Genomic DNA, 24,466 nt, shown 5'->3' with positions numbered 1-24,466 from the left:
GAATCAGGCACTTAGGATCATCCGCAGTGCCTTCTTCGTCAAGCCAGCGCCGCACGGTGACCGCTCGGTGACCGTTTACGCTCCGCTGCTGTCGCAGTTGGCCGCTGGTCGCCCCACATCCTCGGGCGTCCACTGCGGGGCGCTCCTACGTGCGCGAATCCAACGCTGGATGTCGCTCTGGTACCAGCGAGTGCCGCCGCCGACCTTGTGCCTGGGCGGGAAAGTGCCCTTCTCCATCTCGCGGTAGATGTAGCTCTTCTTCATCCCGGTCTGGGCTTCGACCTGTTCGAGCTTCAGCAGGACTTCGGGGATGTTCTCAGCTGCGCCCATCTCGGGCCTCCGTTACTTCAGTGGTGGGCGCCAACAGCAGCGCAGTGTGCGATTCCAACCGCGCCGTGGACACAAGGTTTGCGATCTGTGTCAGGTCCATGGTGGGGTCATCGAAAAGGGCAAGGCCGATCTGGGCCGTCAGCCGCTGGGCCGCCGTCTCCGCCAGCGGCGCCTGCGTGTCGATGGTGGCGAGGGCGTATGCGCGCCAGGCGTCGCACGCGGCCTGCAGCTGCGGCTCACCGGCAAAGGTGAAGGTCAATGCGCGGCCGCCGCCGCTGGCGGGGCGCGTGCTGGTCAGGGCGGTTTCGAGAGCTGCTGCAACCGCTATGGCCGCGCGCTGCTGGTGGATCAGTGGTGACCGCTCGCCAGCGGCGGCCTTGATGTGCTCAACGGTCAATGTGATTTCTCCTTCGTATGCTCTTCGATTGACTTACGCATCTGCGCAATTCGGAAACCCCACTCGTCCCTTTCCCGCTTGCCTTCACGCTTCAACGCTCGCTCCAGTCGGTCGAGCAGCGGGAGAACCCAGGACGGATTGAACGGCTGGGGCTTCAGCACGATCGGCGCCGGTGGCTTGGGTGGGTTGCAGTACGGATCGGCCCAATCGAAGGGGTCGTTACAGACGGTGCAGTGCGTTCGATCCGCCGACCAGATGTGATCCCGATCATTGCCGGCCCTGCGGACCTCGTGGAGAAGCGGCTGGGTGTAAAGAGCCCGGACCTGTTCGCCAGCTGCGAGGGCTCGGTACCACTGCCTTTCATCGATCTGGTACCAGAACGATCCGCCCCATTGCTCGAGCCTGACGGCTCGCTGCTGACCGAACAGACGCATCAGCGTGGTGGCCCATCGATTCACCTGATCGGCCGGCACCGCATGACCGGCGCGGCCTGCTGCTCGCATCTCGCGCACGGCGTCACTCGCAGTCTGCGGCGGTGCTGTGCTGATGGTCGAGGCATCGCCGCTCATGCTCCGCCCTCGAGCAGCATCTTGGGATCGATGTGCCACCCGGCCTCGCGAGCAGCGCGCAGCCGTAGCTCGTTCGCATCGAACTCGTCCAGCTGCAGCGTTGTGATCGCGCCCTCAACCTGATGCGGCTGCAGGGGGCGAGACGTCCGGCCGAATGCGCGCCAAACGCTGAACACCTGGCAGCCCCAGGCGGGCGCAAGGCAGGCAAGCTGCTTGCCGTGCTCACGGCAGTGGCGGCGGATCATGTCGCGCGCTGTTACGTGCGCGGGCGCCGGGCCGCGAAGAGCGGCGCGGATTGATGCGGCGTTGCGTCCTGGGCTCATGCGACGTCTCCAAACGAAAGGCCAGGCTGTGCGACCCGGATTCGTGCCTCGGCGATTGCGGCGTAGACGGGGTCCTGCTCGATGCCGACGAACTGGAAACCTTCGAGTACTGCCGCCTTGCCGGTGCTGCCGCTTCCCATGAACGGATCCAGCACCAGGCCGCCGGCCGGGGTGACCAGTCGACACAGGTAGCGCATGAGGTTTGTTGGCTTCACGGTGGGGTGGTGGTTCCCGTTCCGCTCTGACCAGTCGGCAGTCTCGCGATCGCGCATTGTCGCGCCGGCGGAGACAGCCGGTACCGGGCCAGAATCCAGGCCGTCGTTGCGGTCCTCGCGCGTAGCCTTAGCGCAGTAGAAGAACCGCGCTGCGCTGCCGGAGTCGCCTCGAGCTCGATGCTCAGAAACCGCGGCGAACTCGCCGTAGACCTGAGCGGATCGTGCAAACAGCGGGCCAGTGTCTCGCTGCTGCCCTGGTGCGTCAGGGAACTCAGCGAGTACTTCAGCACTCCCGTCGTGAACCAGGTTGGCAGGCCATCGGCCGAGCGCTTCTGCTTTGGCGACGTTGGCATTGCAACGATGGGCATGCGCCGCTTTGGCCTGCTCGTCCTGCATCCACGGGCGATGCCATCCATCGGGACCGACCTTCGGCGCGGACGACTGATCGCCGCCGCCGAGCTTGTCCATCGTCTCGATCCGGCAAGCGTCGATGTTGAGCCCACCGGTGCCGTGCTGATGCCAGTTGGCAGCCACCGTGCCTGTAAGCGGCTTGCGGGCGACGGTAATCGGCTCGAGCGCTGGTTTCAGCGCGGTGCCGCCCCAGGGCCCATTGTGCGACTTCGGGAAGCCGCTGCCGTAGACCCACGCGATCATGTCGCGGATCTCGAAGCCTGCGTCCTCGATGCGCACGGCCATGCGGTGCTGCGTGCGGGTGCCGGCGAAGGCCAGCAGATGGCCGCCAGGCTTCAACAAGCGCAGGCACTCGGCCCAAATCTCGGTGCTGGGTACGTCGTAATCCCAGCGCTTGCCCATGAACGACAGGCCGTAGGGTGGATCGGTCACGACGGCATCAACCGAGTTGTCGGCCATACCTCGCATTACTTGCAGGCAGTCTCCGATGTGGATCATGCGAAGAGGTCCAGTTGGGCCGGCAGTGCCGGTGCGCGCGGCGATGCCGGCAGTGGTGCGGGAGCGGTCGCGCGCATGCGCGCGCGCTGTGCAGCGTTGAAGGCAAACCAGAAGCCGAGGCCGTGTCGGCGCACTCGGCATTCGGTCAGCAGCACGCGGGCGACGTGCTTGGCCAGGGCAGCGCCGGTCATGCCGCCACCGCCATGTCGGCCGGAACCGGGTCAAGGTTGGCCTCTGCGATCGCGAACATCGGTGGCGGGCTGACGCTGTTGCCGCACATGCGGACCTGCGCTGTGGTCTTCAGCTCGGTGCCGTCGGCGGTGCGGTCGATGATGTAGGTCCGTGGGAAGCCCTGCGCACGGAAAAGCTCATGCGGCTTGAGCATGCGCAGGCCGATATCCACGATCACGTAGGGCGTGCCCTTGATGACCACGGTGACCAGCGCCAAGCGGTCCTTGGTGGTGACCGTGTCTACGGGGTCATGAAGCCCCACGGCGATGCCGCTGCCGTAGTACTTCACCAGGAACGCTGCCACGCGCAGGGCGCCTGCCTCTTGCTCCGGGGAAAGTTGCGCCAGCTCCGCCTCCGCAACGGCATGCCCGCCGTTGCCACTGGCGGTGACCGTGCCGACCGGCGAGCGAGCATCCTTGCTGCCAGTTCCCCAGCGCTGGACGCCGCCAGTTCGACCTTCGCCGTGTGCGGCCTGGACCATGAAGGCACTCGATACCGCGTGGTGTTCGGCCTGAGCGGCTACGGTGGTGAGCGGCGTTCGCGCATCGGCGCCGACCATATTCCGCCGCAGCGTTACCAGCGAGGCGGCGGCTACACCGAGGGCATGCGCTGCGCCGGCCGGCCTGGCTGCACCAGCACCAGAAGTGATCGTCGGCACGGGCTCGGTGGCCGCCGTGCCGATGCTGTTGCCACGGAACTTCACCAGGTGCGGCGCGGCCACAGCGTGCTTCACACCGCCCGCGACAATCGTGCCCAGCGGCTGCTTCAGGTCCAGCGCACGCGGGGCCTGGCCCTCGCGCTCGCCATACCCGGTCTGGACAAGCGTCGGGGATACCACCGAGAAGTGCCCACCCTTCACCCCGGCGCAGACAGTGGGAAGTGGCTCGTCCGCTGCCATCGTCCGCTGACGGCTTGCGTTGGCATGCTCGGTGAGGAACGGCGCCAGCTCCGGCGCCACCAGCATCAGCTCGCCGCGATTGGCGGCGGTGATGGTGCGCATGGGGTCGCGCACGCTGTGCACGCGATCGCCGCCCTGGTGTGTTGCAGGGACGATGAAGGGATCGGCCGAGTTGATGACGTGCCGCATGACGCCCTTGGCGATGCGGCGCATGGTGGCGTCGGCCAGCGGCCGGTCCCGAGTAAAGATGGACGGGCAGGGAATCGAGAAGTCCAGGCAGTCAGCAGCAGTCACGCGCGGCTTCTTTCCCGGGGCTGTGCCATGGGTCGGCTCAGGCCACACGATGGGCTGGCCATCCCGGCGGCCGAGCAGGAACAGACGTTCGCGGCTGGTGCCGGCGCCGTAATCGCTGGCCACCAGCTTCCGCCACTCCACCGCGTAGCCCAGCGCCCGCAGTGCTGCGACGAACTGCCTCCAAGTGCGGCCGCTGTAGCGCTTATGGGGAACAAGAGCCTGGCGCTCGACGGGCACCCGCTCGCCCTTGTCGGCGACTCGGTTGACCATGACCGGCTTGCCGCGCCGGAATAGCGGCTTTCCCGACTCCGGATGCACGGCCTGGACCAAGTCTAGGGTGATCACCCGGCCGGTCTTGGAGCAGCGCTTTGCCACCAGCGGACCCCAGGTCAGGATCTGCCACACGTTCTCCATGGAGATGATGCGAGGCGCGGTGTTGGTCCCGTGCAGGCGATCAGCACGCAGCAGCTGGCCAACCCACTTCAGCACCACCCACGACAATGCGCGGGTCTTGCGGCTGCGCGGCTGGCCGCCCTTGGCCTGGCTGAAGTGCGTGCAGTCCGGAGAGGCATGGAACCAGCCGATGGGCCGGCCGGCCACGTCCACGCGTGGGTCGGCGTGCCAGATATCCTCGCGGTGATGCTGGGTCAGCGGGTGGTTGGCGGCGTGCATGCCGATGGCCAGCTCGTCGTGGTTGTAGGCCAGGGCGGGATCGATGCCGAGGGCCTGCTTGAGCCCTTCCGATGCGCCACCACCGCCGGCGAACAGATCCACGACGATCTCGCCGGGGCGCAGCCGGGAGCGCTGCGGCATGGGGAAGTTGAAAGCGTGGGAGCCGTCAGCCATTGGAACGATCTCCGCGGTGATAAGCTCGGGCAAACCCCAGCGAGCTGATGCCATGTCGCACATCCAACCCGATCATTCCGAAGTCTTTCTCGTTCATCAGGACGGTCTCTTTGCAAAGGTCGACGTGAAGAAGACAACCAACGGTTGGTCTGTGCATGTCGTGGAGGTCAAACAGCCGAATGGAAATACAGTCAGATTTGGGCATGGGCTTGCTGTTCCAGGCTCGCTGGAAGATGCGCGCGAAGCTGGCGTTCGCACCGCCCGTTCGCAGATTGCTCAGACACTGCATCGCGAGATCAACGAGAGCGGGCACGTGCTCCAAGCGCGTTGCCAGCAGCGATCGGATGGCACTGGCTACTTCGACGCTTACGTGGAAGTGAGCCAAGGCGATTCCGTTGTGCACAGGCACTTGATGGAGCCTGTGCCGAGCCGTCAGATGGCTGATCGCGAAGCGATAGATTTTGCTGCGCAGCTGCTGCGACATGTGACGAGCATTCGTGGAGACGGCACGCTGGTCATTTGAGAGCAGCAGGCCAATAGGTCGCGGCTCAGCCATTGCACACCGCATGGCTGAGCGGAGCCATCAGCTGCACGAAGGTGACCCACGGATGCGCCTCATGGGCTTTCACGCCCTTGCAGCCGGCAACGTGCGGGAACGGGTAGCGTGCGTAGCTGGTCAGCTGTGGGCGTTGGCAGATCCGGCAGCGCATGTAGTCGCCATCGAGTTCCCATCGCATCGAGAACGAGCAGAGTTTTCCGTTTGCCTCAGCGATAGCGTCGCCGCCGATGATCTCTGGCCTATCCATTGCGCTGTGCGTGTCTGTGGTGATCGTAGTCATCGCCAGCCCCGCAGAAATTCGCCGAACGTCACACCACCGTCGTAGCGCAGGAACTGCTGGTAGCGCTGCTGCGACCTGGTCAGTTTCGGCGGCGGCGGAGTGCGCTCCTGCACCGCTGCTCGGCCGGCCTCGGTGACGTTGAACAGGTCGCTCCCGCCGGTAATCGCGTTCCCCGCGCGCTGGACCATGAACCCGCGCGCTACGAGCGCCACGCAGTGCTTGTGGTCGGCGCCGCCTGGGCCGGTGACGAAGTGATTTCGGTAGCTGCGCTCCCTACCGCAGTCGCCGACGCCCAGGGCATGGCGAAGGATCTCCAGTTCTGCATCCGGCAGAGCGCCGGCGATCGCCTGGTTAGCCACAGCGCACCTCCGGAGTACCCATCAGCACAACTTCACGCACGGCGGCGTCGGTCAGCAGGCGCGCACGGTCGGCCATATCGCTGAATACCTGTCGTAGGTGGTGCTGCACGCCGATCGGAAGCGTGGTCAAAACTGGACCGCTGCGGCGGCGTACCTCCTGCTGACACTGGCTCAGAAGATCAGCCAGCACCGGCTCGCGCGCTGCGGCGGCTTCACCATTCAGGGCAATGTCCAGCTGGCGCACCAGGTAGGCCTGCGCATCCTGCTCGAGCGAGAGCAGAGCGTCATGGCTGATCAGTGGCGCTGCGGCGGCGAGGCCGGCACGGATGGCTTCCGCGTAGCCCTTTTGGGTGCCATGGGTGGCGTAGGCAGCGCGGAACGCTTCAATCGCGCTATCGGTGATCGGTATTGAAGGTTTGGCGTCGCTGGGCTGAGGCTGTTTCATTCGGGAGATCTCAGGCTGCGGTGGTGGCCGGCTTCTCGGCCATGGCTGCCAAGCGCTCAAGGCGTTCGGCTTCGGCGATGTAGTAGTCGTGACGGTCCTTTCGGACCTTCTGGGAGAAGAACGGATCGGTCAGGGCGTTCTCGGCCGCAACGCGGTTGGCCTTGGCCAGGCGGGCTGGGTCGTGGTCGAAGATGTCGAGCTGGTTGCGGTGGTCCATGGATGCCGCCGGCGAAGCGTCAGCGGAGTCGTGTGCGTGGCCAGAGGGCCGGCATCTGCCGTTGCCACGCTGCGTAGCCCACCTGGTTGCCGTTCTTGAGCGAGCGCTGCAGGATCTGGCCGAACTGCACGCGGAGCGAGAACCAGCGGCACGGGTGTACAGCAACTGCTGCCGCGTACCGCTGCAGCCTCTCTTCAGGCGTTGGCGTGGCCGTGCTGACGATCACCGCGTCCAGGCCGCCGCCGATCGGATGCAGGCCGTCCATCAGCGCACCAACCTGTGCAGGTTCGGCGCGACGCGCTGGCGCTGCTCTTCTGCCTCGCGCTGACGCTGCGCGCTCGCCTGGTGCGTGCAGTACACGCGGTAGGGATGCCGGCGGGGGCGCTTCGCGCGCTCCAAGGCCGCGCGCTGGTCCGGTGTCAGGTCAGGTGCTGGGAGCTTGATCGCTGGCGCCCTCATGCTGCACCGCCTTGTGCGCGCACCATGCGGCGCAGGCTCTTGCGCACGTCGGCGATGGCTCGGCCGGCGCTGGCGCGGCGCTCCAGCACTGCGCGCGCGGCAACGTCAGCGGCTGCGGCGACCAGATTCGGGGCGAACCCCATACCAGTGGCGGCGGTGGCGGCTGCCTTGGCGGCGACGGCCGCTCGCTGGGCGAGTAGGTAGGTGATGGCGGCGATCATGCTGCACCGGCCTGGCTGATCGTGTAGCCACGGCTGCGGGTGGCATTGATGCGGTAGCCGTGCTGGGCCAGCTTCTGGCGCAGGCGGCAGATGGTCACCTCGACGGTGTTCGACTTGCGGCCGGAGGCGCCGTAGATCTCCCGCTCGATCTGGAACCGGCTGATCGGGGTGTCACCTGCGTTGATGATCAGCTGCAGCACCCTAGATTCGGTGGGGCTCAGGGGCAGGCGCTGTGCGCCGATCATCGCGGCGCGGGGTTCAGTAAGGAGGCCGGTGATCACGGCGCCACCTCCACGAAGGCCAGTTCGTGCATGACGCACTGCGCCCGGGCCAGCACCGGGGAGGTGCTCGGCTCTTTGCCGTCTGCGGTCGACAGGGGGACAACCGCATTGGCCCGGACGCATGCCGCCGGGGAAATCTCATAGGAGCCGCTCAGGACGGCATCTGCCGCGTCGAGGGCAAGCTGCCAGCGCGCCGGCTCGAAGTTTTGCGTCAGCGCCGCAGTGACGCCTGCCGCACAGTCGGGCACCCGGTCTGCATCGCGGAAGGCGTTGAGGGTCGTGTTGGCGACGGTGGCACGCAGTGCCCAATCGTCCCCGGCGGCCAGCTCATACACAGCCAGAGCGGCGCAGATGCGGGGGCTGGTGATCACCAGCCCGTTCGGCGCGTCGTCTGTAGCCGCGGCGGGTGCATCGGAGGGGGTGGCCCAGGCAACCACGCCCAGGGCGATGAAGCACGCCAAGGCGGCCATGCCGACGCGGGCGGTGCGCTTGGTGCTGAGGGTCAGGGGCATTGCTAGGTCTCCGTAGGCGGCGGAAGCCGGCTGTGGCTCTATAAAAGCACGCTAATACGAAGAATGCAAGCACGCTTATTCAGCGTGCTTCTACGCTAATCGCTGATTGGAGCGGGGGATGTAGAGATGGACTGGCGGAAAGCCTTTGTTTTTTTGGCCGGCGGAGTCATAGGAGCGGCCCATGCAGCGGCGCAGCCGTTGGTTGTCGTCAAAGAGGGAACGGAAGAGACGAACCCAGTCGAGCGCTCCCTTGCTGCAACTGCGGGGGCTCCGTTTGAATTCATGGGCATCACGATTGGAGCGCCATTGGGTCCCGAGTGCCCGCGCGAGCAGATCCCGCATGCTGGGGCGGTCTACAACCTGGGTGCTGCGAAGTCAGCGTGCTGGGTGGCAACCGGCATGCAGCCAGGGGCACGGACCAACACGATCAACAATGACCTGTTGACGGTGGTGCCGCTCAGCAACAAGAGGCCCACTGGAACAGGATCGGTCACGGCGGTCGTCGTCAACGGGGTGGTCGAAGGCCTGACAATCTCGACCGATGGTTTCGTGCACGCTCAAGAACTGTTCGAGCAGCTGAAAGTGAAGCTGGGCGCGCCGACAAAGCACGACACAGTGCAAGTGGTTTCCGGTGTTGGCGCCAACTTCGTTGGTCCGAGAGCAGTTTGGGAACTGCCCGGCACGTATGTCCAGTTCAACGGCATTGTCGGAGCCGTCAACTCAGGGATCATCCTGGTGTATACCGAGAAGGGCAAAGCTCGAGAAGCGGCGCGCCAGAAGCAGCGCGCTAAGTCCTTCTGATTTCAGACTTCTTGGGCACTTCGTAGCAGCGCCAGGCCCAGGATCTTGCCGCCCACATGAAGCTGATCCGCTTCTTGTGGCGGCACAACCTCGCTCAGGTACTTCCTGTTGGTGCTGATGACGTGCAGGCCATCCCGCAGCAGCTGCAGGCGTTTGACGTAGGTCAGCCCATGCAGATTGATCAGGTACAGGCCATCGCCGTCGAAGTAATCCTTGGCGACGTCCACGAACACCACGTCGCCATTCTTGATGTCGGGATACATCGAGTCCCCGCGCACGGTCACCAGGCGCACACGGTCACCCTCGGGCACGAACCCCAGCTGCTGGCGCACCTGCCACTCTGCGATGTCGAGCTCCCGGACGACGTCCGGGTAATCCTGATTCATTGCGCCAAAGCCCCCTGAAGCCTCGCCTTCCATTACTCGAAGGCGAACATAGCCAGCGGGTGTCTCACTGACTGATATCGAGGACCCGTGAGACTCGTCCGAGCGCTCGGGCAGCTCACCAGTGATCAGCCATTCGACCCGGAAAGGCCTGTAGACACGGGCCAGCTTCACCGCCGTCTCGCCGCTGAGCGACTTCGTCTTGCCGTCCTCCAGCTGGTAGAGCGCTGATGCGGTGATGCCGGCACGACGCGCGGCATCGGCGGGTTCGGTAATGCCGCACTCAGTTCGTGCGCGCTTCAGGCGGGTAGCGAGGGCTGTAGTCATGTTAGCGAGCTTATTAGTCCGTTAAGTAAGCGTGCTTGCACAGGCAATGAAAGCGTGCTTATATAGGTGGCATGAACATGCCCCGGATCACCAAGGAAGAAGCCATTGCCGCTTACGACGGCAATGCCGCCGCGCTCGCACGCGCTCTCGGAATCACGCCGTCGGCTGTCTATCAGTGGCCCGATGGGCAGATCGACGATCTGTGGGCGCTGAAGCTGCGCTTCGTGCTGATGCCAGCCCACTTCCAGGCACTTGAGCGACCTCCGGAAAACGACCCGGACGCTGACCGGATCGTGCCGGTCGACGCGGTGTGACCGCCTTCCCACCAGACCGCTGTGCCGCGATCCGCCAGCCACCAAATCCATGAATTTCGGTCGTCCTGTCCATGGCGACCACTTTGCATCGCCTCCCGAGGTGCGTAAATGAAGCCTGATCCTCAGTACCACGAGCCGCGCTCTGCGGTGGTGTTCCGCCACACGACCGACGCCGTCCGCAACAGCGGCCACACCGACAGCAGCCTCGCCCAGGCGATCGCCGAGCAGTACATGGCGGACGTAGCGCCAGCCGAGCGCATCCTGCACTTCCATGTCGGTGTAGACGCCGACAGCACCGAAAAAGCGCTGAAGTCCAACGGCCAGCTCATTGCCCGCATCCGCAATGGCACAGTCAAGATGCCTGTTGATCTGGAAGAGTCGTGGGTTCGTGCGCTGCCGCCGCACTGGCGCGACGCCTGCTCGCGCGAGCTGGCCCAGCGCTATGGCTTTCTCGGTGCCCGTATTCCGATGATGGAGCCGCATGCCGGCGTGCTGGCTGTGGCCCGCCTGTCGGTGGAGTTCGGTCACACGCTCGAAGCGATCACCAACGTCCTGGCCGACGGCCGCATCTGCCCGAAGGACATACCCGAGCTGCGCCGCGCGCTGGACGAGATCGGTCAGCTCGAGGCGGAACTGGTGACGGCCAAGCGCTACGTGTCGGGCCACCTGCAGGATCTGGCGCCGCGAGCGGTGCAGGGTGCGCAGCGATGAGCGGCGGTGCAATGGTGAGCTGGGCAATCGCCGTGGTCAGCGAATTCGACAGTGCCGGCCGTCGCATCCCCGAAAGTGTGGTGCCTCTTCTGCCCATGGTGGATGTAGTCCTCTGGGCCAAAGAGCAGCCGCAGCCGGTGCGGGTTGATGCGCTCCAGAAGCGATTCAGCCTTTCGCGTGCGACGGCATACCGCTGGCAGCTCGCGCTGCAGGACCTCAACGACCCGGCGGCCGCGAGGCGGCGGCTTCCCAGCCTGCGGCAGCTGAGCACCGCGATGGGGCGTGAGGTTCCCGTGTCGGGCCATGCGGGGGCGACAGGATGAACATCAGTCCGACCCTCGGTCTGCGCTGTGGCACTGCGCTCTGCGCCGCTCCGGCCGAGCGAGAGCCAGCCGTGGCGCCCGTAGCCTCGGCGTTGTCTGTACAGAAGCCGCGGCGCAGCGCGCCGCAGCACGCCCTTGCCGGCTACAACACCACCAGGATCGTCATGGAGTTCATGCGCTGGGCAATCGAGCTCAGCGATTTCCCAACCGTTGAGGCCATTGTCCGGCACTTCGGCGTGAGCCGCGCCACGGCGTACCGCTGGCGCAACAGCCTGGGTGAGACCTACCGGCTGGAGACGCTGCCGCCCAACGAGCATGAGCTGACCAGGGTCGGCAGCCCCGGCGCTGCGGCACGCGGCAAGCACGGTGCCGGGGAGATCCGATGATCTACTTCGAGATGTATCCAGGCGATTACCTCAAGGACACGACCCGACTGTCCCTGACCGATCACGGCGTCTACTTCAAGCTGATGCTGGCCTACTACTCGGAAGAGCAGGCGCTGCCAGAGAGCCTGGCCGAGCTGTACATCATCGCCGGCGCAATCACTGCGGCGGACAAGGCCGCGGTCAAGAAGGTCGCCGAGCGCTACTTCCCCGTGACAGCAGACGGATTGCGGCACAGCAAGCGCTGCGATGAGCAAATTGCCAAGGCGCAAGGCCGTATTGCCGAGGGCCAAGGCCGCCGCGATGCCCGAAAGAGCAATGAAACTGAGCGCCAGGCGCGCACCCGAGCACGCAGAACCATGCTGTTCGAAGACCTGCGCGCGGTCGGCGTCGTGCCGGACGGCATGGTCACGATGGCACAGCTGAAGGCGCTCCATGTCACGCATGTCACGGGCGACGAGCGCGTGACGCTCGACCAGTTGTCACGCGTGACATGTCACGCAGAGTCACGCGTGACAGGTGGTGTGAACACAGGTGTGAACACGGGTACCCAGACCCCAGACCCCATTACTACTCCAGATACATCACATCTCACTCAAGGATCTCTGGGAGGCGTGACCGACGCGGGGCGTGCGTGCTTGCTGATGCGCAAGGCCGGTTGCCATTCCACCAACCCGAGCCACCCCGACCTGCTGGCCGCACTGAAGGAGGGCGTGACGCCCGAGACGCTGGGGCACACGGTCGCTGAAGGGCTGGCGCGATCGCCACCGGTCACGAACCCGTTCCCTTGGGCAATCAAGACCGCCCGCAATCGCCATGCGGCAGGCGCAATGCCCGTAAACCCCAATACCACCGGAGGCACCAATGCAAGCCATCAGCCAGGTTCTGCCGATCAGGTCACAGAGCAGCGGCGACAATTCGAGCAGCGCGCGGGAGTTGGCGGCTTTGGCGGAACGGGCGGCGACGTCATCGACGTCGAGTTCGAGCCCGTCCACCACTGAGCCGGACCAGCGCGCGGTGAGCATGCTGTGGACGGTGTGGGAACGGATGGCCGGCATGTTTCCCGGGAAGTGGGTGCGTGAGAACGGCTCAGCCCCAGTGAACAACGCGGGCAGCCTGACCACCGCCGGTGAATTGTGGTTCCAGGTGCTGGTTGGCATCACCCCGCGACAGGTGGCCGACGGTATGGGCAACTGCCTGCGCAGTGCGCTGCAGTGGCCGCCGAACCCCGGGCAGTTCCGGGCCATGTGCCTGGGCGTGCCGTCGCTGGCAGAGGTTGATGGCCAGATGCGACCCGGCCAAGCACATAGCGGGTTCACCGTGCTGGTGCGGTCGAATCTGGACCTGCACGCCTACAACACGGCCGAGAGCGGCGCGCAGCAGCAGCGCATGTTGGCCAACGCCTACGAGAGGGCGGTGAAGCACGTCATGGACGGCGGCGCCGTGCCCGAGGCGATGACTGCATTGCCTGCACCCAAGCCAGAACTGCACGTGGTGCGCAACCGCGACGCCGCCCGCAGCGCCATGGCGCAGGCCGCGGCGGATCTGGGTTTCGGAGGCACGCATGGAGCCGGCTGAAATCCGCGCCTACCAGCGGCAGCTGCTGCTGTTCTGCTTGGGCATCCACGGCGAGAGCACTGCAGCGGAGGCCTTGGAGCTGATGGGCAACGCCGCGCTCGAGTCAGGCGCGCCGCGCGAGGTGATGCTGCTGAGCACGGCCGCCGTGGCTGGCCTTTTGCGAGAGCTGGATGGTGATGGGCTGGTGCGCAGGTGCGAGAACCGCGTCAGCGGCCGCGATGGGCGGCCGGTGGCGACGTGGGCTGCGACCGAGGCCGGCCGCGTTGAGCGTGCGCCGGCGCCGCCCTCGGGCCAGCAGCAGCTGGCCATGCCAATGCTCGCGCCAGCATCGGGTCAGCGCACGCGCGGCGGGTTGTCCATGGAACAGCTGATGGCACTGCTTAACGTCGAATTCGACTGCATGCTCGAGCAGATGGACCGCGAGCACCAGGCCGCGCAGCAACGGGCCCGGCAGGAGTTCGACGCATTCCGGCAGCGAGCAATGCGCGTGTGGAGCGCTATGGGGCCATCTGCCTGATGCCCCCAAAGAAGACATCCAGCCGTTCCCTGCGCTACGCAACCGTGCAGGACATGCCGGACGGCATGCGCCGCCTCGTGCAGGCCAGTGCGCCGGCAGCCGGGCCAGCACCGGCCGCGCCGCGCGCCTACCGGCCAAATGGCGTCGCTCAGCTCGCCGGAAGCGCTGCCCCCATCGGCAAGGTGGCTCGCGGTCGCGTGCGGCATCAGATCGGGGAAATGAACAAGACCGAGCAGTGCTACGCCGACTGGTTGCAGGCAATGAGACAGCGAGGGGAGATCCTGTGGTTTGGCTTCGAATGCTGGACATTCAAGCTTGCCAAGGACACTAGGTATACGCCGGACTTTGTGGTTCAGCTGGCTAACGGCGAGCTCCTTCTCGTAGAAGTAAAAGGGCGTGCGAAGGGCGGCAAGTACTTCGCCGAGGACGACGCGAAGGTGAAGGTCAAGGTCGCAGCAGCGGCATTTCCCATGCTTCGAATCAAGATCGTCTGGCCAAGCGGAGACGGTGGCTGGGATGAAGAAAACATCGGATGGAAGGAGCCGAACTATGATCGTTGAAGTTGAACCCGGGTACGGGGTTGACGCCGCTGGCGTGGTGTACTGCTGCAGGCCGATCAACGGCAAAGGGGCGATGCGTACGCAGTGGCGTGTCGTTAAAGGTCTCCCATGCAGCGGTGGCCGATACCTCCAGATCGCGATCGACCGCAAGAAGCACCTCGTTCACCGTCTAGTCGCCCGTGCATTCCACGGGGAGGCCGGGCCTGGCCTGGAGGTCGCACACATCAACGGCGACGGTCATGACAACCGTTCGGCCAATCTGATGTACGTCTCGCATGCTGCGAACGAAGCGATGAAGCAATTGCATGGCACGGCGCCAACTGGCTCAAAGAACGGCGCTGCTGTCCTTAACGCGACCTCAGTCCGGACCATCAGACGCTTGGTGCGGGATGGCGGACGCGGCGTTCAGCGGCGAATGGCTGAGCAGTACGGTGTTTCGGAGGCGGCCATTTCCATGGTGGTGACAGGTCGCCGTTGGGCCGGACCCGAACAACGGGAGTGCGGGAACGATGAATGAACTGAGGATCGGCGGGGTCACTGTGCGCCGCGACGACGTGGGCAGGTTCTGCCTGAACGACCTGCACCAGGCATCCGGTGGTGCGAAGCGCCACCAGCCCAGCGACTGGCAGCGCCTGAAGCAGACCGAGGAACTGGTGGCCGAGCTGGTCAACTCCGGTGATTCCCGGATTTACCCGGTGCACTCGGTGGCCGGCCGCAACGGCGGCAGCTACGTGGTGCGCGAGCTGGTCTATGCCTACGCTATGTGGATCAGCCCCAGCTTCAGCCTGCAGGTGATCCGCGCCTATGACGCGCTCACGGCCGGGGCGGCGGCGCCTGACCCGATGCAGGCGCTGACCGATCCGGCGACGCTGCGCGCGCTGCTGCTGTCTTACAGCGAGAAGGCCGAGATCCTTGAGGCGCGCGTGCAGTACCAGGAACCGCAGGTCCGCGCGCTGCTGCGGCTGACCCAGGCTGACGGTGCCTTCAACATCAGCACCGCCGCCAAGATGCTGCAGGTCCAGCCGCGTCAGCTGTTCGCCTGGCTGTCCGAGCAAGGCTGGATCTACCGCCGGGCGGGTAGCAAGAACTGGCTGGCGTACCAGAACCGCCTGCAGCAGGGTGTGCTGGTGCACAAGGCATGCATCCAGCGTACCGACGGTGAGCAGGAGCGCGTATACGAGCAGGTGCTGGTGACCGCGAAGGGCCTGTCGCGACTGGCAGAGAGCATCGACCGTGACCAGATGACCTGGGCCCAGGCCGACGCGGCCACCGGTTTGCAGCTGGCTGCGGAGGTGGTCCATGGCTGACCATCCGAGCCTTGCGGACCGCGCAGTGCATGCGCTGGCCGCAGTTGCGGCAATGGATCGAGACGTGCGCAGCAATGATTCGGAATGCCTTGTCGTGTGGAACCTGAAGGACGAGGCCCAACAGATTTTGGCCGAGGCCTTCACCCGCGCGGCTCGCCTTGCCTGTCTGGCCCAAGCGGTGCGCAGAGACATGCGCCAAGCAATTGAGGCCGCACAGCGGCCGGAGGTGAGCTGATGGCCGGGGAAGTCGTCATGCGCCGGGAGGTGACACCGTGTGGCAACTGCGGGAGCGACGAGGTGCGCATGCGCGCGCGGGGCAGGTCCAGCGGCCGGCGCACCGCGCAGGTCGTCTGCGCGCGCTGCGGCGCCCGCGGTGAGCTGTGCGTTGGCGCAGATGCGGAAGCCCAGGCTTCCAGGGCTTGGGGACACAAACCCCACGTGCCCACGGCGCCGCCGGCAGTTGAAATGGTGCGGGGCAGAATGCCGATGGCGGAACCCGCCACACAGCGAGATCCGCTCGAGTTGATCGCCCGCATGCTCGTCGGTGGAAGTTTCCGCGAGCCATCGAACGGCCGGTCGTCCATACAGCCACTGACGTCCTCCGACATTGCAGCTGCCGTCGGGCTGATGCGGGATCCAGTTGCCAAGCAGGTAGCCGTAGCGGTTGCGCTGCGGGGACAGGGAGTGTCCTTAGCATCGCTAGGGTGGAAGCTAACTAGGCGTGTGATGCGACAGGTCCAGTGCGAGCGTCGAAATGGAGCCGCGTTTGCGCTACGACTGGATGAGCCAGCGGACCGTTGGCGGATGCGTTTGGTGCTGCAGGATGCCGTTAGCGATTTGGTGTGGCCGGAAAAGAAGATCGCATCGCAAGCAGCCGCGAAAGCGGCAAAGATGCGAAAAAGCGACTACCTTCGCGTCTATTCTTTAGCTACTTCTGTGATCAGACAGGCTCTGGAAGATGGTCGGGCCGAGTTTAGGCTGCGGGTGTTTGGGGAATGCCGGCATGTTTAATAGAACGTTGTTGTGTGGGACCATTCGGTCTGGACTACATGCGGTCCGCTCGGGGGGACTATGGAAGATGAGAAAGGGGCGTTGGTTAGTACATGGCACTGGCTAAGGAGCCGACAGTGGGGTGCTATTGTCATCTCTCTGGCAGCCATAGCCATCGTCGTTGTTCGTGTCCGATATCCGGACAGTATCAAGCTCGAAGCAGTGGACTTGGCTTTTGTCGCTATCGCCCTGCTTCCATGGCTGCGCTCGGTCGTGAAGTCAGTGGAACTTGCTGGTGTCGGCAAGCTGGAGCTGCAAGACGTTAATAGTGTGGGCGACCGCATCGAGGAAGCAGATCTTCCGCGCCCTGGCGATGCCACAACTGCGGGGGCGGAGCCGCACGTCGAGGAAGTCGTGTCTAAGCCTGAGGAACGCCGCACTGATGAATCGTATGCCAAATGGGCAAAGGAGGAAGTGGATTCAAAAACCACCGGAGAAGGCGAAGCTGATCATTTGTTCAGATCAAACTGGTCGTTCTATAAAGACTACTTGAAGGAAAAGGAATCAGTGTTCGATGACCTTCGGAATGCAACATCGACACTTCCCGACGAATCGAAGAATCATGCTCGAATTGCCGGACTCAAGATGCTTCTAAAGCGATCCTTGCGGGAGCTTTGCAGGGCTAACGACATCGCTCCGCGGGTTTCGACTAGGGCGATCATTGAAAGTCTCAGCCGTGCGAAGGTCTTTACGCCAAAGCAAGCCAACGCCGTTCATGAGGCGCTCCAACTCTTAGATGCTGCATTAGGATCGGTTGGGAGCAGCTTGGCCATGGCGCGAACTATTGATATCGCTCACAGAGTCCTAGAATCTCTGAACTTTATGATTGCAGCGGCTGATGGGGCGAAAAAGTCTCCCCAAGATTCGTCATTCTTCAAGATTAATACTAGCCTGAGATCAACAAGGGTTGAATCGGATCAGGCTAAATCAAGCCTTGGTGGGCCGGACCCACGAGGGGGCTGAAGACGCTTTTCTGTAAGGAACCTTACCGCAGTCGCCGCGAAACTTACCGCATTCGCGCGAATGCGGTAAGGAACCTTACCGCAGTTGCAGTAGGAACCACAGTTCGTGTCCAATTGGGACCATGGGCGACAAAGTGCATAACGGGGTGTACGACTGCAATGGGCGCTGGGCCCTCGGTCGATGCTACGTATACGTGTTGATGGCTCGCGACGCGCAAGGCCCCATGTACGTGAAGATCGGAGTAAGTGACGATCCTTACTCGCGAATTGGAGCGATCCAGACGGGATGTCCAATCCCTTTGGTCAGGGCGGGCATGGTCAAGTGCATGAGTAGGGCACAGGCCAGATTGATTGAGAAGGAACTTCACGTTGAACTGGCGCCGTTCGGCTCCAATGGTGAGTGGTTCCGATTCGATTGGGCTAATGTGGCTCACAAGCAGGCACTAAACGTCGCCATCGAGGCCCATATGTCCAGAGTCAAGGACTGGGCGCTTGAGGATGTGGACCTTCAGAAGGTTTTTGCCATGAAGCGTCTCATCGAGGCTCATCGGAAGAACGCATATCGCGAGAAGCGCCGACGAACGACAGCTGTAAGGACTGCGGCCGGAATCTAGAAGGTTGTGGCGGCCGCAGGCCTGGACTCGGGAGGTCCAGGCCTGCGGTTCGTTGTTGCTGAGTGCGAAGCCCGATCATCAAACAGAGCGACGCCCCGATGCCTGCCAGCAGCGGGGCGCCGCCGCAGTACACGCGTTTCAGCCGCGTGCCATTGGCCTAAGCTCTGCCGCTCTCCGGAGAGCGCGCGCAGTTTGCTTAACGAATGTCGCACAGGTTGAGACTTGAAGACAAAGACATTGTTCCCCTGGCCGGGCGGTAAGACACGCCTGGCGAAGCACCTGCTGCCGCTGATCAACGAGCGGCCCCATACCTGCTACGTCGAAGCCTTTGCTGGCAGCGCCGCCATGCTGTTCGAGCGTGCACCGGCCAAGATTGAAGTTCTGAACGACACGCACGGAGAGCTGGTGAGGTTGTACCGAGTGGTCGCCAACCACCTGGACGAGTTCGTTCGGCACTTCCGGTGGTCGCTGACCAGCCGGGAAATGTACCGTTGGGCCCAACTGCAGCACGTCGACACGCTTACCGACATCCAGCGTGCCGTGCGGTTCTACTACCTGCAGAAACTGAGCTTTGGCGGAAAGGTAGATAGTCAGTCGTTGGGTGTAGGCCCGACGGCAGTGAAGCGCATCAACCTGCTCCGGTTGGAACAGGATCTCAGCGATGCCCACCTGCGGCTGCAAGGTGTAGTGATTGAGCAGTTGCCGTGGCAGCGCTGCATCGAGAAGTATGACCGACCCGAGACGTTGTTCCTTCTCGATCCTCCCTACTGGGAGACGACGGGCTATGGAAGCGAGTTCGGTATGGATCAGTACGAGCTGCTGGTAGAAACCATGGCCCGGCTCAAGGGCAGGGCAATCCTGACCATCAACGATCATCCCGCTATGCGGGCACTGTTCGACCGCTTCACTCGCGTCAGTGTCCCAATCCGCTACACCGTTGGCGGCGGTGTGGGTGTTGCGCGGAGCGAGCTCATTTATACAACCTAGCCGGACATCGGGTCTGGCTGGGTCTCGTGCTCTGCCTACGTGGCGGGGCTGAACCTATGCAGGAACCAAAATGACGCAGATCACACCCCAACAGGCTGGCGGCGTGAACGTCGTGGCCTTTCTCGACATGCTGGCTTGGTCCGAAGGGACAGACAACGGCAGGCAGCCCACGAACGACCGCGGCTACGACGTGCTGGTCGGTGGCGGCTTGTTCCGGGGCTACGCCGACCATCCTCGCGTGCTGGTGGACCTGCCGAAGCTCAAGATCCAGTCGACCGCAGCCGGCCGCTACCAGCTGCTGCGCCGCTACTACGATGCCTACAAAAAGACGCTCGGCCTGAAGGACTTCTCGCCTCTGAGCCAGGACCTGATTGCGTTGCAGCAAATCCGGGAGCGCCGCGCGCTGCCGCTGATCCAGGCGGGCAAGATCGAGGACGCCATCAAGGCCGTCCGCAAGATCTGGGCGAGCCTGCCCGGCGCGGGGTACGGCCAGCACGAACACAAGCTGGCCGACCTGCTGGCGGTTTACCGCAAGGCCGGCGGGACGGTGGCGCCATGATCGGGGTCGACGTGGATTGGCAGGCAATCGGCACCGCCGTCGGCGGCCTGATGGTTGGGGCTGGCGGTGTGGCGCTGTGGTGGCGCAAGCAGTTCGTAGAGACAGCCAGAGAAGGAGCCGAGGTCAACGTGATCCAGCTGATGCGCGAGGAAGTGACCCGGCTGGGCGAAAGGGTTGGCCGCATGGAGGCCAGGGAACTGCGCCTGATCCGCCACATCTACCGGCTGGAAGGGTTGATGCGCGCGGCCGGCTTGGAGCCGCCGCCGTTTGACCCGGACAGCGACACCATCAGGGCAGGAGGGTCCGAATGAACCGAATCACCATCGCGGTTGCTGCCTTCGTCCTGTGGTCAGGCGCAATGTTCGGTGCTGGCTGGGCGTGGCGTGGCGACCGGGCCGATGCCAGCGACGCCACCCTGCGCGCCGCCGGCGCATCGGCAGTCGCCGACCAGGTGAACGAGACCCGTGCCACCGAGCAGAGCAAGGCTCTGCAGCTGGCCGACATTGGAGCTAAGCATGAAGAAGACCGCACTGCGGCCGCGACCGTCCCCGCTGCTGTTGTGGCTGACCTGCGCGCTGGGCGTCTCCAGTTGCGCGACGACCTCGCCACCTGCCACACCGCTCGCCTGTCCGAAGCTGCCGCCGGCGCCGCCGAACGTGATGCGCGAGCCGAATTACGTCCAGAGGTTGTCGGAGCTGCTGTTCAGATCGTCACCGACGCCGACGACCAGCTCCGAGCATGCCAAGCAGTGATCCGGGTGGATCGCGATCAGCACTGACCGAAATCTGGAGTCAACTTTTATCTGAGGGCCGCCTTGAGCGGCCCTCTGCCGTTTTGGTGCCTCGGATAGGCCGTTGCACCGACTACCGCCGCAAAGGCAACAACTAAGGAGCAATTCAATGAGCAAGAACGAACACAAGGACGACTACATGATGCAGCGCGCAGGCGGTGGCACGATCGATCAGCCGATGGACGATAGTGGCTGGCAGGTCAGCGGCAGCGTCGTGAACGAAAATGGGCGCCCCGTGGGTGCGAGCTTCACCGGCAACATCGACGGCACCGCCGTCAGCGGTGAGGTAAAGACGGGCAATGCGCAGGTCAAGGTGGGCGAGAACGACTCGTTCCTGAATCTGAAGTACCAGAACGAACGCGTCACTGGTACGGTCGGCTACGGCGTGGGTAACGAAGAGGCCCGACTGACCGGCACCTTCGACAGCAACGGCAAGCTGTCTGGCTCCGCCAAGGTCCAGTTCAAGAACACCGCGATCGACATCTCCCCTGCAAGTGCCGGCATCACGTATGACTTCGGCGGTGGTTGGTCCGGAAGCGTCCGACAGGAGTTCGGCGGTGGCATGGGAATCCAGTTCTCCGGCGGCTCGTCCTTTGGTGGTGGCAGCAGCTTCAGCCTGAGCCTGGGCGCTTCGGGGGGCGGTGGCGGCTCGTGGGGCGTGAATGCCAAGTTCCAGCTGATCGTGCTGACGAACTAAGGCCAGGCCCGGCCAGCGAAAGCGCTGGCCGGGCATCTACTTCTGGCGTGTCCAAGCGCCTCAGCAATGCAGGTGACAGATTCCGAGGTGCTTCGTCGATGGGACGAATTAACGGGATGGAGCGCCACATGCTGGCGCTTGGCCGGCTGAAGACCGGCGAGATGAACAAGACCGAGGCTGCGTATGCCGCGCGGCTGCGTGCGCTGCAGGCTGCGGGCGAGGTCCAGTGGCACCGGTTCGAGGGCATGAAGCTGCGCCTGGCCGACAACACGTTCTACACCCCGGACTTTGCGGTCATGGCTGCCGACGGCGTCATGGAGTGCCACGAGGTGAAGGGGCACTGGCAGGACGACGCACGGGCCAAGATCAAGATCGCAGCTTCCATGTAGCCCTTCCGCTTCATCGCCGTGAAGATCAGGCGTAAGCGGGATGGCGGTGGTTGGGAAGTGGAGGAGTTCTGATGGACCGCATTGACATCAGTGTGCGGGCAGGGCGACGGCTGCCACACGAGCAGGCGCGGGTTCTGCGGACGGGGCCCCCGAGGCTGTCCACAGCAACCGGGGGGAATTCGGACCCCGGTCAAAGACAGTTTTTCGGCCTCTGTGGTGCTCCACCACAGGGCACGGTTTTGGCGGGTTTTCCCGGGAGAAACCCAATTTTCATAGCTGAATAGGTTGCGCATCGAGTAGCACATGGCCGACATCCACGAATTCACCAAGGGCTGGTCCGTGGCCAGGCTGGCGGATGAGTTCGGAATGGACCGCCGAACGGCCAGCAAGCGGCTGAAGGAGGCCGGCGTCCCGCCGCTGACCAAGCGCGCTGGGCACGACGTCTATCGTCTGGCCGATGCAGCACCGGCGCTGGTGAACCCGGGTGCCGCGGCGTTCGGCGCGGAGGGCGTGGTCGATCCGCGCGACCTGCCGCCGATGGAGCGCCGCGCCTACTACCAGTCGGAGAACGAGCGCCTGAAGGTCGAGTCGACCATTGGGCAGCTGGTGCCGGCCGCAGAGGTCGAGGCCGACTACGCCGAGCTGGTGAAGAAGGTCGTGCAGTTCTTCGACACGCTACCTGACGTGCTCGAGCGCAAGGCCGGGCTCACGCCGGAGCAGGTGGTCAAGGTGCAGGACGAGTGCGATCGCGTCCGGCAATCCATGTACGAGGGCATCACCGATGACGACGTACGCGACAGCGCGTAGCGTGCGCCAAGGCGTTGCCGAGATGATCCGGCCGCCGCGCCGCATCAGGGTGAGCGAGGGAGCGCGCGTGCTGCAGGTGGCCAATGCCGCCGGCGCAGCCGGATCTTGGGATCCAGACACGACGCCCTACATGGTCGAGCCGCTGGACACGACCGGTAGCCGCCACTACGAGGCGGTGGTGTTCGTAGGGCCGGCGCGGTCTGGCAAGACCATCTCGCTGATCGATGCGCGCTTGGCCTACCTGATCACCTGCAACCCGGCCGACGCCATGGTTGTGCAGATGTCCAAGGATGCGGCCGAGGACTACAGCAAGACCCGTATCGCCCGCAGCATCGCCGCCAGCCCGGAGCTGCGCTCCAGGCTGAGCCCGCGTGCTCACGACGACAACATCCTGCTGAAGTTCTTCCGGTCGGGAATGTCGTTGCGCATGGGCTGGCCGTCGGTGTCGGTGCTGTCGGGCAAGGACATCCACGACGTCCTGATGACGGACGTGGACAACTACACCGGCGACCTGACTATCGACGAGTGCTTCGGCCTTGGCCTGAAGCGCACGCAGACCTACATGTCCGCCGGCATGGTGGTGGCCGAATCGAGCCCGGCAACCGACTACGCCGACGGTGCGTGGAAGCCTCTGCACCCACACCAAGGCCCGCCGGCGGCCGGCATCGCGGCGCTGTACGCGCGCGGCGACCGCCGACGCTGGTACTGGCCATGCCCGGAGTGCGGCGAGCGGTTTCAGGCAGCGCCAGGCTATGACGGCTTCGCGCTACCGCCGATGGAGGAACTGCTCGAACGGGTCGTGCTGGACGACGTGCAGAAGATGGCGCGGCATTACTCGCTTCTGCACTGTCCGCACTGCGGTGTGGGCCTGCAGCACCGGTGGAAGGACGGGATGAACCGCGGCGGCGTGTGGGCTGCGGAGGGCCAGGTCGTGCACGCCGACGGAACGGTCACCGGTGAAAGGCCGGAAGCGCGCATCGCCAGCTACTGGCTGGGTGGTGTTGCAGCCGCCTACCAGTCCTGGGAATCGCTGATCGAGCGCTACTTCCAGGCGCTGCGGACGTTCGCCACCACCGGTGAAGAGCGGCCGCTGAAGACCACGCACAACGTCGACGGCGCGATCAACTACGTGCCGATGGCAGCGCGCTCTGCCAGTGATCCGAACGAGATGCAGGAGCGGGCCGAGGTCTGGCCTGCGGGTGCTGTGCCGGCGGGCGTGCGTTTCCTGCTCGGTGAGGTCGACGTCCAGGCCAACCGGTTCGTCGTGCTGGTGCTGGGCTTCGGCATCGGGGAATCCGGGCAACTGGAGCGGTGGGTGGTCGATTCCTTCACCCTGCGCACCTCCAAGCGGGAGGACGGTTCGGGCGGCTTCCTGCCACTGGACCCGCCGAAGTACCTGGAAGACTGGGAACGCCTGGTCGAGAAAGTCATCTGCCGGCGCTACCCGCTGGACGATGCCACCGGCCGCAGCATGCCGGTGCATGCGGTGGGTATCGACTGGGGCGGCAAGTCGGGCACCTCGGTGCGCGCGCTGGAGTTCTGGCGTTCGCTCAGGGCCAGGAAGCTGCACGCCAGGGTCAGGCTGATCAAGGGCGACGCGCGCCGCGAGGGTGGGCTGTTCCGGGAGACCTTCCCGGACAGCAGCAAGCGCCGGGACCGCAAATCAGGGTCGAAGGGCGATGTGCCACAGCTGCTGCTCAACGTGGACCGACTGAAGGACACGGTGGACGCCAACATCAAGCGGGCCGAGCCCGGGCCGGGCTACTACCACTTTCCCGACTGGCTGCCCGAGGCGTTCTACGCGGAGCTGACGGCCGAATCGAGGACGGCACGAGGCTGGGAAAACTTGGCCAAGCGCCGCAACGAAGCCTTCGACCTGTGCGGCTATGCCGAAGGCATGGCGCTGTGGCTGAAGGTTCCGGCCATCAACTGGACCGCGCCGCCGGCATGGGCCGCGCCGTGGGACGACAACCCAGACGTGAGGGCAGACGACGTCGCGCCGGCGCCAACGCCGCGCACGCGAACCCGCCGCGTCATCCGAAGCAAGTACCTGGGACGCTGA

General features: G+C 64.6%; 40 protein-coding genes. 24 read left to right on the top strand and 16 right to left on the bottom strand.

Translation table 11 applies throughout. The features are described 5' to 3' along the window. Positions 1-75 precede the first annotated feature (75 nt). From AC2A1N_RS04405 to AC2A1N_RS04375, 7 genes are read right to left on the bottom strand one after another with little or no spacing between them, the layout of a single operon-like run. Positions 76-330: a helix-turn-helix transcriptional regulator gene (locus AC2A1N_RS04405; protein ID WP_099484461.1), complete on the bottom strand. Its 255-nt coding sequence runs from the start codon at positions 328-330 to the stop codon at positions 76-78. Continuing rightward, positions 317-727 carry a hypothetical protein gene (locus AC2A1N_RS04400; protein WP_087786473.1) on the bottom strand — a complete coding sequence of 137 codons (411 nt, stop codon included), beginning with the start codon at positions 725-727 and terminating at the stop codon, positions 317-319. The genes AC2A1N_RS04405 and AC2A1N_RS04400 overlap by 14 nt, the downstream gene beginning before the upstream one ends. After that, positions 724-1,296 (bottom strand): hypothetical protein, encoded by a 573-nt coding sequence (locus tag AC2A1N_RS04395; protein ID WP_484371623.1) that lies wholly within the window; start codon positions 1,294-1,296, stop codon positions 724-726. Before AC2A1N_RS04395 ends, AC2A1N_RS04400 begins: the two co-directional genes overlap by 4 nt. After that, complete coding sequence (locus AC2A1N_RS04390; protein WP_234413095.1) at positions 1,293-1,619, bottom strand: hypothetical protein; 327 nt, start codon at positions 1,617-1,619, stop codon at positions 1,293-1,295. Before AC2A1N_RS04390 ends, AC2A1N_RS04395 begins: the two co-directional genes overlap by 4 nt. After that, positions 1,616-2,743 carry a DNA-methyltransferase gene (locus tag AC2A1N_RS04385; protein ID WP_484371621.1) on the bottom strand — a complete coding sequence of 376 codons (1,128 nt, stop codon included), beginning with the start codon at positions 2,741-2,743 and terminating at the stop codon, positions 1,616-1,618. The genes AC2A1N_RS04390 and AC2A1N_RS04385 overlap by 4 nt, the downstream gene beginning before the upstream one ends. Further along, positions 2,740-2,934 carry a hypothetical protein gene (locus AC2A1N_RS04380; protein WP_135966550.1) on the bottom strand — a complete coding sequence of 65 codons (195 nt, stop codon included), beginning with the start codon at positions 2,932-2,934 and terminating at the stop codon, positions 2,740-2,742. The genes AC2A1N_RS04385 and AC2A1N_RS04380 overlap by 4 nt, the downstream gene beginning before the upstream one ends. Then, on the bottom strand, positions 2,931-5,012 hold the full coding sequence (locus AC2A1N_RS04375) for a DNA cytosine methyltransferase (protein WP_484371639.1): 2,082 nt from the start codon (positions 5,010-5,012) through the stop codon (positions 2,931-2,933). Before AC2A1N_RS04375 ends, AC2A1N_RS04380 begins: the two co-directional genes overlap by 4 nt. Positions 5,013-5,064: 52 nt before the next feature. On the opposite strand from AC2A1N_RS04375, the gene AC2A1N_RS04370 reads away from it, so the two are divergent. Further along, positions 5,065-5,535: a hypothetical protein gene (locus AC2A1N_RS04370; RefSeq protein ID WP_484371619.1), complete on the top strand. Its 471-nt coding sequence runs from the start codon at positions 5,065-5,067 to the stop codon at positions 5,533-5,535. 25 nt (positions 5,536-5,560) lie between these two features. Here AC2A1N_RS04370 and AC2A1N_RS04365 read toward each other — a convergent pair whose 3' ends face one another. The 8 genes from AC2A1N_RS04365 to AC2A1N_RS04330 all read right to left on the bottom strand — a co-directional run bounded on the left by AC2A1N_RS04365 (position 5,561) and on the right by AC2A1N_RS04330 (position 8,345). Further along, a complete protein-coding gene (locus AC2A1N_RS04365; protein ID WP_484371617.1) occupies positions 5,561-5,851 on the bottom strand; it encodes a hypothetical protein in 291 nt (96 codons plus the stop codon). Beyond that, positions 5,848-6,210, bottom strand: a complete 363-nt coding sequence (locus tag AC2A1N_RS04360; protein ID WP_484371615.1) for a hypothetical protein — start codon at positions 6,208-6,210, stop codon at positions 5,848-5,850. Before AC2A1N_RS04360 ends, AC2A1N_RS04365 begins: the two co-directional genes overlap by 4 nt. Continuing rightward, positions 6,203-6,655 carry a hypothetical protein gene (locus AC2A1N_RS04355; protein WP_484371613.1) on the bottom strand — a complete coding sequence of 151 codons (453 nt, stop codon included), beginning with the start codon at positions 6,653-6,655 and terminating at the stop codon, positions 6,203-6,205. Before AC2A1N_RS04355 ends, AC2A1N_RS04360 begins: the two co-directional genes overlap by 8 nt. A 10-nt stretch (positions 6,656-6,665) precedes the next feature. Beyond that, positions 6,666-6,872, bottom strand: a complete 207-nt coding sequence (locus tag AC2A1N_RS04350; RefSeq protein WP_484371611.1) for a hypothetical protein — start codon at positions 6,870-6,872, stop codon at positions 6,666-6,668. A gap of 19 nt (positions 6,873-6,891) precedes the next feature. Beyond that, positions 6,892-7,137 (bottom strand): hypothetical protein, encoded by a 246-nt coding sequence (locus AC2A1N_RS04345; RefSeq protein ID WP_484371609.1) that lies wholly within the window; start codon positions 7,135-7,137, stop codon positions 6,892-6,894. Between the two features lie 190 nt (positions 7,138-7,327). Further along, complete coding sequence (locus AC2A1N_RS04340; protein WP_484371607.1) at positions 7,328-7,552, bottom strand: hypothetical protein; 225 nt, start codon at positions 7,550-7,552, stop codon at positions 7,328-7,330. After that, positions 7,549-7,833, bottom strand: coding sequence for a winged helix-turn-helix domain-containing protein (locus AC2A1N_RS04335; protein ID WP_484371605.1), 285 nt, complete (start codon positions 7,831-7,833; stop codon positions 7,549-7,551). Before AC2A1N_RS04335 ends, AC2A1N_RS04340 begins: the two co-directional genes overlap by 4 nt. Beyond that, entirely contained in the window at positions 7,830-8,345 is a 516-nt protein-coding gene (locus AC2A1N_RS04330) for a hypothetical protein (RefSeq protein ID WP_308141366.1), read from the bottom strand. Before AC2A1N_RS04330 ends, AC2A1N_RS04335 begins: the two co-directional genes overlap by 4 nt. Before the next feature lie 126 nt (positions 8,346-8,471). On the opposite strand from AC2A1N_RS04330, the gene AC2A1N_RS04325 reads away from it, so the two are divergent. After that, positions 8,472-9,146, top strand: a complete 675-nt coding sequence (locus AC2A1N_RS04325; RefSeq protein WP_484371603.1) for a hypothetical protein — start codon at positions 8,472-8,474, stop codon at positions 9,144-9,146. 2 nt (positions 9,147-9,148) lie between these two features. Here the strand turns inward: AC2A1N_RS04325 and AC2A1N_RS04320 are convergent, their stop codons facing one another. Further along, complete coding sequence (locus AC2A1N_RS04320) at positions 9,149-9,856, bottom strand: S24 family peptidase (RefSeq protein WP_099498178.1); 708 nt, start codon at positions 9,854-9,856, stop codon at positions 9,149-9,151. A 77-nt stretch (positions 9,857-9,933) separates the two neighbouring features. On the opposite strand from AC2A1N_RS04320, the gene AC2A1N_RS04315 reads away from it, so the two are divergent. The 22 genes from AC2A1N_RS04315 to AC2A1N_RS04210 all read left to right on the top strand — a co-directional run bounded on the left by AC2A1N_RS04315 (position 9,934) and on the right by AC2A1N_RS04210 (position 24,466). Next, positions 9,934-10,170, top strand: a complete 237-nt coding sequence (locus tag AC2A1N_RS04315) for a Cro/CI family transcriptional regulator (RefSeq protein ID WP_158230116.1) — start codon at positions 9,934-9,936, stop codon at positions 10,168-10,170. Between the two features lie 108 nt (positions 10,171-10,278). Then, complete coding sequence (locus tag AC2A1N_RS04310) at positions 10,279-10,881, top strand: hypothetical protein (RefSeq protein WP_241898607.1); 603 nt, start codon at positions 10,279-10,281, stop codon at positions 10,879-10,881. Then, positions 10,878-11,204 (top strand): hypothetical protein, encoded by a 327-nt coding sequence (locus AC2A1N_RS04305; RefSeq protein ID WP_049468150.1) that lies wholly within the window; start codon positions 10,878-10,880, stop codon positions 11,202-11,204. The genes AC2A1N_RS04310 and AC2A1N_RS04305 overlap by 4 nt, the downstream gene beginning before the upstream one ends. A gap of 71 nt (positions 11,205-11,275) precedes the next feature. Further along, positions 11,276-11,590, top strand: coding sequence for a hypothetical protein (locus AC2A1N_RS04300; protein WP_143569542.1), 315 nt, complete (start codon positions 11,276-11,278; stop codon positions 11,588-11,590). Continuing rightward, entirely contained in the window at positions 11,587-12,588 is a 1,002-nt protein-coding gene (locus AC2A1N_RS04295; protein ID WP_478489671.1) for a YdaU family protein, read from the top strand. Before AC2A1N_RS04300 ends, AC2A1N_RS04295 begins: the two co-directional genes overlap by 4 nt. 22 nt (positions 12,589-12,610) lie before the next feature. Next, on the top strand, positions 12,611-13,165 hold the full coding sequence (locus AC2A1N_RS04290; RefSeq protein WP_484371637.1) for a hypothetical protein: 555 nt from the start codon (positions 12,611-12,613) through the stop codon (positions 13,163-13,165). Beyond that, the gene (locus AC2A1N_RS04285) at positions 13,152-13,682 is read left to right on the top strand and encodes a hypothetical protein (RefSeq protein ID WP_484371599.1); all 531 of its coding nucleotides are present in this window, start codon (positions 13,152-13,154) and stop codon (positions 13,680-13,682) included. The genes AC2A1N_RS04290 and AC2A1N_RS04285 overlap by 14 nt, the downstream gene beginning before the upstream one ends. Before the next feature lie 65 nt (positions 13,683-13,747). Beyond that, positions 13,748-14,242 carry a hypothetical protein gene (locus AC2A1N_RS04280; RefSeq protein WP_484371597.1) on the top strand — a complete coding sequence of 165 codons (495 nt, stop codon included), beginning with the start codon at positions 13,748-13,750 and terminating at the stop codon, positions 14,240-14,242. Continuing rightward, entirely contained in the window at positions 14,232-14,759 is a 528-nt protein-coding gene (locus AC2A1N_RS04275) for an HNH endonuclease signature motif containing protein (protein ID WP_484371595.1), read from the top strand. Before AC2A1N_RS04280 ends, AC2A1N_RS04275 begins: the two co-directional genes overlap by 11 nt. Further along, positions 14,752-15,549: a phage antirepressor KilAC domain-containing protein gene (locus AC2A1N_RS04270; protein ID WP_484371593.1), complete on the top strand. Its 798-nt coding sequence runs from the start codon at positions 14,752-14,754 to the stop codon at positions 15,547-15,549. The genes AC2A1N_RS04275 and AC2A1N_RS04270 overlap by 8 nt, the downstream gene beginning before the upstream one ends. After that, complete coding sequence (locus AC2A1N_RS04265) at positions 15,542-15,784, top strand: hypothetical protein (protein ID WP_484371591.1); 243 nt, start codon at positions 15,542-15,544, stop codon at positions 15,782-15,784. Before AC2A1N_RS04270 ends, AC2A1N_RS04265 begins: the two co-directional genes overlap by 8 nt. A gap of 569 nt (positions 15,785-16,353) precedes the next feature. Continuing rightward, on the top strand, positions 16,354-16,560 hold the full coding sequence (locus AC2A1N_RS04260) for a hypothetical protein (RefSeq protein WP_484371589.1): 207 nt from the start codon (positions 16,354-16,356) through the stop codon (positions 16,558-16,560). Positions 16,561-16,620: 60 nt separating this feature from the next. Beyond that, a complete protein-coding gene (locus AC2A1N_RS04255) occupies positions 16,621-17,562 on the top strand; it encodes a hypothetical protein (RefSeq protein ID WP_484371587.1) in 942 nt (313 codons plus the stop codon). A 121-nt stretch (positions 17,563-17,683) separates the two neighbouring features. Further along, positions 17,684-18,175, top strand: a complete 492-nt coding sequence (locus AC2A1N_RS04250; protein ID WP_484371585.1) for a GIY-YIG nuclease family protein — start codon at positions 17,684-17,686, stop codon at positions 18,173-18,175. A gap of 222 nt (positions 18,176-18,397) precedes the next feature. Beyond that, positions 18,398-19,162, top strand: coding sequence for a DNA adenine methylase (locus AC2A1N_RS04245; RefSeq protein WP_484371583.1), 765 nt, complete (start codon positions 18,398-18,400; stop codon positions 19,160-19,162). A 70-nt stretch (positions 19,163-19,232) separates the two neighbouring features. Continuing rightward, positions 19,233-19,721, top strand: a complete 489-nt coding sequence (locus tag AC2A1N_RS04240) for a glycoside hydrolase family 24 protein (protein ID WP_484371581.1) — start codon at positions 19,233-19,235, stop codon at positions 19,719-19,721. Then, positions 19,718-20,032 (top strand): hypothetical protein, encoded by a 315-nt coding sequence (locus tag AC2A1N_RS04235; RefSeq protein WP_032129818.1) that lies wholly within the window; start codon positions 19,718-19,720, stop codon positions 20,030-20,032. Before AC2A1N_RS04240 ends, AC2A1N_RS04235 begins: the two co-directional genes overlap by 4 nt. After that, a complete protein-coding gene (locus AC2A1N_RS04230) occupies positions 20,029-20,499 on the top strand; it encodes a lysis system i-spanin subunit Rz (protein WP_484371579.1) in 471 nt (156 codons plus the stop codon). Before AC2A1N_RS04235 ends, AC2A1N_RS04230 begins: the two co-directional genes overlap by 4 nt. 121 nt (positions 20,500-20,620) lie before the next feature. Beyond that, positions 20,621-21,208, top strand: coding sequence for a hypothetical protein (locus AC2A1N_RS04225; protein ID WP_053497189.1), 588 nt, complete (start codon positions 20,621-20,623; stop codon positions 21,206-21,208). A 128-nt stretch (positions 21,209-21,336) separates the two neighbouring features. Further along, positions 21,337-21,597: a DUF1064 domain-containing protein gene (locus AC2A1N_RS04220; RefSeq protein WP_484371577.1), complete on the top strand. Its 261-nt coding sequence runs from the start codon at positions 21,337-21,339 to the stop codon at positions 21,595-21,597. Positions 21,598-21,900: 303 nt separating this feature from the next. Then, positions 21,901-22,404, top strand: coding sequence for a DUF1441 family protein (locus AC2A1N_RS04215; protein WP_008265668.1), 504 nt, complete (start codon positions 21,901-21,903; stop codon positions 22,402-22,404). Between the two features lie 22 nt (positions 22,405-22,426). Further along, positions 22,427-24,466 carry a terminase gpA endonuclease subunit gene (locus tag AC2A1N_RS04210; protein WP_484371575.1) on the top strand — a complete coding sequence of 680 codons (2,040 nt, stop codon included), beginning with the start codon at positions 22,427-22,429 and terminating at the stop codon, positions 24,464-24,466.

This window comes from Stenotrophomonas maltophilia group sp. SKK55, from assembly GCF_057179845.1.
This window is presented reverse-complemented; position numbering and strand designations above follow the sequence as displayed.